The sequence below is a fragment of the Streptomyces sp. URMC 126 genome (assembly GCF_051386555.1).
Taxonomy (GTDB): domain Bacteria; phylum Actinomycetota; class Actinomycetes; order Streptomycetales; family Streptomycetaceae; genus Streptomyces.
Genome location: NZ_JBPQTX010000492.1, coordinates 1 through 3,416 on the forward strand (window position 1 = coordinate 1; position 3,416 = coordinate 3,416).

General features: G+C 77.3%; 2 protein-coding genes. One reads left to right on the top strand and one right to left on the bottom strand.

The genetic code is table 11. The annotated features are described in order from the left end of the window. Window positions 1-80: 80 nt before the first annotated feature. Window positions 81-854 (bottom strand): hypothetical protein, encoded by a 774-nt coding sequence (locus ACSNOK_RS31840; protein ID WP_436784267.1) that lies wholly within the window; start codon window positions 852-854, stop codon window positions 81-83. A gap of 353 nt (window positions 855-1,207) precedes the next feature. On the opposite strand from ACSNOK_RS31840, the gene ACSNOK_RS31845 reads away from it, so the two are divergent. Continuing rightward, the coding region (locus ACSNOK_RS31845) for a nitrate- and nitrite sensing domain-containing protein (RefSeq protein ID WP_436784268.1) at window positions 1,208-3,416 on the top strand (2,209 nt) is incomplete at its 3' end.

Genomic DNA, 3,416 nt, shown 5'->3' on the forward strand with positions numbered 1-3,416 from the left:
GTCCGCCGCGGCCGACTGCTGCGCGTCGGGGCCGCCTGCGGAGTGCTGCTGGCGCTGGCCGGTTACCTGGTCGCGCAGGGCTAAAGCTCCGCGTACACCGCCGCCGCGTCGTCGTGGACCTTCCCCCGGCGGAAGAGGCGCCGTTCCGGGTCGGCCAGTTCGGCCGCCCGGACCCGGTCGACCAGGGCGCGCGGGCCGCTCTTGGCCAGCAGGGCGGCGCAGGCGGTCCAGTCGCCCTCCGCGAACACCTCGACCCAGCGGGCCGCGCCGTCGCTGAGCGCGGCCAGGGCGCGGACCTCGGCGCGCGGCAGGACGCCGGTGACGGCCAGTCCGGCCACGGCCGGGTCGGCGGCGGCCGTGTGGAAGCCGCCCTCGGCGTTGCGGTGGGCGTCGGTCACCGGGCCGAGCGCGGCGAGCCGGGCGATCCGGTCGTCGAGTACGGGTGTCACCGCGCCGTCGGCGGCCTCCACCAGGAGGACGGAGTCCGACAGCACCAGGTACTCCACCCGCTCCTCGTCCCAGCGGGCCGTCACCACGGTGGCCTGCGGCGTGCGGCGGTGACCGAGATCACATCCGGTCCGGTGGGCGTCCGCGGTGCGGGTGACCGCCTCGGAGAGACAGTGGCGGAGCGTCAGTTCGCGCCGGGTGGCGCACAGTTCCAGCAGTGCGCCGCCCAAACGCGCCGTGAACCAGGGAACGCCGTGCTCACAGCCGTCGTCGCCGTCCTGCGGCGGCGTCACGCCGTCCAGCAGCACCAGCGCGCCGCCCTGTCCTGAGGCGGGCAGGACCGCCGACACGAAGTCCTCGTTGGGCCGGGCCGGGTCGCCCGGCCGGGTGGCCAGCTCGATGCGCATGGGGCCAGTGTGCACGAGCCGTTATTTCCGCGGCGGTTGACGCGCATCCTTCCGGCGAGCCGGACGGTTTACCGGGTGGCGGTTGCCGGGGGCGGCGGACGCGGCGGGCACGACACTCCTCCCATGTGACGGAAGCGGCGTGCGACCCGTGGACGATCACGGCAACTTCCGGGACGGAACCCCACACCTTCGGGTGTGGCGGACGGATGACCGGCGCCCGCCCCGCCCCCGTGCTGACAAGGTCCAGTCAGCGCCAGGGGTGGGCGGGACCCAGACCGGACGAGATCGGATTGTGAGCACCGGTGCGGAAGAAGCGGCTTCGGGGCGGGCGACGGGAGCGACAGACCACGGGGGTGCCGGAGGGCACCGCCCGCGTCCGCAACCGGCTCGTCCTCTCCGTCGCGACCGCGTCCCTGGCGGTCCTGGGCGCGGGCGCCCTGGGCGTCGCGGACGCCTACCGCGACGCGGCGGACACCGCGCGGCTCGTCCCCACGGCCAGGGCCGCGAGCGACGCCGTGCGCCTCGCCCACGAACTGGCGGACGAGCGCGACGCGGTCACCGAGTACGCGGCGGCCGGCCGCGGCCCCGTACCGGCCGACCTCGCGGCCCGGCGCGCCAGGACGGACCGGCGCCTCGGCGCCTTCCTCACCTCGGCGACGACGCGCGCCGGGCTCCCCGAGGCCGTCCGCGCGCGGCTCGACGGCCTGGCCCGGGAGCGGCGCACCGCCCTCACCGGCTCCACCGACCCGCTGACCGTCTTCCGTACCTACACCTCCACCGTGCAGGCGCTGCACGGCGTCGCCGGCACCCTCGCCGCCCGGCTGCCCGAACGGGCCGGGACGGGCGACGGCGAGGCCGTGGCGCTGCTCGGCCGCGCGGTCGAGGAGGCGTCCGCCACGCGCGGGCTGCTCCTCGCCTCCTACGCGGCCCGCGGCGAACGGCCGGAACTGGCCGCCGCCGCCCAGCAGACCGACACCCGCGAGCGCGCCGCCCGCGCCGACTTCGCCCAGCTCGCCCCGGCCAAGGCCCGCGACGCCTACACCCGGGCGCTGAGCGGCCCGGACGTCTCCGCCGCCGAGTCCCGGCTGCCCGCCCTCGTCGCCGGCGAGAAGGTGGCGGACCCCGGCCCGGTGCGCGCCCTGCTCACCACCCGGCTGGACCGGATGCGCGGCGTCGAGTCCGACCTGGCCGCCGCCGAGGCCGCCCATCTCGCCCGGGTGCACGACCGCGACCTGACGGCCTTCCAGGTCCGCGCGGGCCTGGTCGCGCTCTGCTTCGCGGCCGCCCTGCTCGGCGGCGTCCGGGCCACCCGCTCGCTGACCCGCCCGCTGGCCGCGCTCCGGCAGGGCGCCCGCCGGGTCTGCGCCGACCCCGGCGCCACCGAGCCGGTCGCCTTCAAGGGGCGCGACGACGAGTTCGCCGAGATCGCCCGCTCGGTCAACGTCCTCCACGGCACGGTCGTCCGGCAGCGGGAGCGCATCGCCCTGCTGGACGCCGAGCGCGCCCGCCTGGACGCCGCCCGCCAGGACCTCGCCGACGAACGCGACGCCCTGCGCGCCCGGGACCGGGAGCGCGAGGAGCGGCTCGCCGGTCTCGCCGGACGGGCGCACACCACCTGCGCCAGCCTGTCGCTGCGCACCCTCGGACTCGTCGAGCGGCAGTTGACCGTGATCGAGGGGCTGGAGGCCCACGAGGCCGACCCCGACCGCCTCGACGTCCTCTTCAAGCTCGACCACCTCGCCACCCGCATGCGCAGGCACAGCGAGAACCTGCTGGTCCTGGCCGGTTCGGAGCACGTCGGCGGGCACGCGGGGACGGTCCCGCTGCTGGACGTGCTGCGGGCCGCCGTCAGTGAGATCGAACGGTACGAGCGGGTGCGCATCCACTCGCTGCCGGCCCGCTCCCGGCTCGCCGGCTTCGCCTCCGACGACATCAGCCACCTGGTCGCCGAACTCCTGGAGAACGCCACGGCGTTCTCGCCGCCGGACGTGCCCGTGCAGGTCTCCGGCTGGCTGCTGGAGAACGGCGACGTGATGCTGTCCGTCCAGGACGAGGGCATCGGCATGGCCCCCGACCGGCTGGAGCAGATCAACTCCCTGCTGGCGCAGGCCGATCCGGAACCGCCGGGCGTGGCCCCGGGCGCCGGCCCGGCGGCCCACGCGGAGGACTCGGTGATGGGCCTCGGCCTCTACGTCGTCGCCCGGCTCGCGGCCCGGCACGGCGTCCGCGTCCAGCTGCGCGAGCAGCGGCCCGGCGGCATCACGGCCGTCGTGGTGCTGCCCGCCCGGCTGCTGCCCGCCGGACCGCCGGCCGTCGCCGACCCGCAGACGGCGCCCCCCGCGCCGGGCGGCTCCACCGCGCCGCCGGTGCACCTGCCGGGCGTGGACGCCGAGGCCAACTCGCATGTCCTGCCCGGACGTTCGCGGCGGATGGCGGGGTTCACGCCCCAGCCGGCGGTCTCCGGGCCGCCGGACGACGCGACCATCCAGCTGATCGTCCCCGAGCAGGGCCCCGCGGCGGCCGCCCGGCCCGAGGTGCGCCCCCTCGCCCCGGAGGGCCGCC

Bases quoted from the DNA above. Each gene is read 5' to 3' on its own strand.
- ACSNOK_RS31840 (WP_436784267.1), bottom strand. From the start codon at position 854: ATGCGCATCGAGCTGGCCACCCGGCCGGGCGACCCGGCCCGGCCCAAC.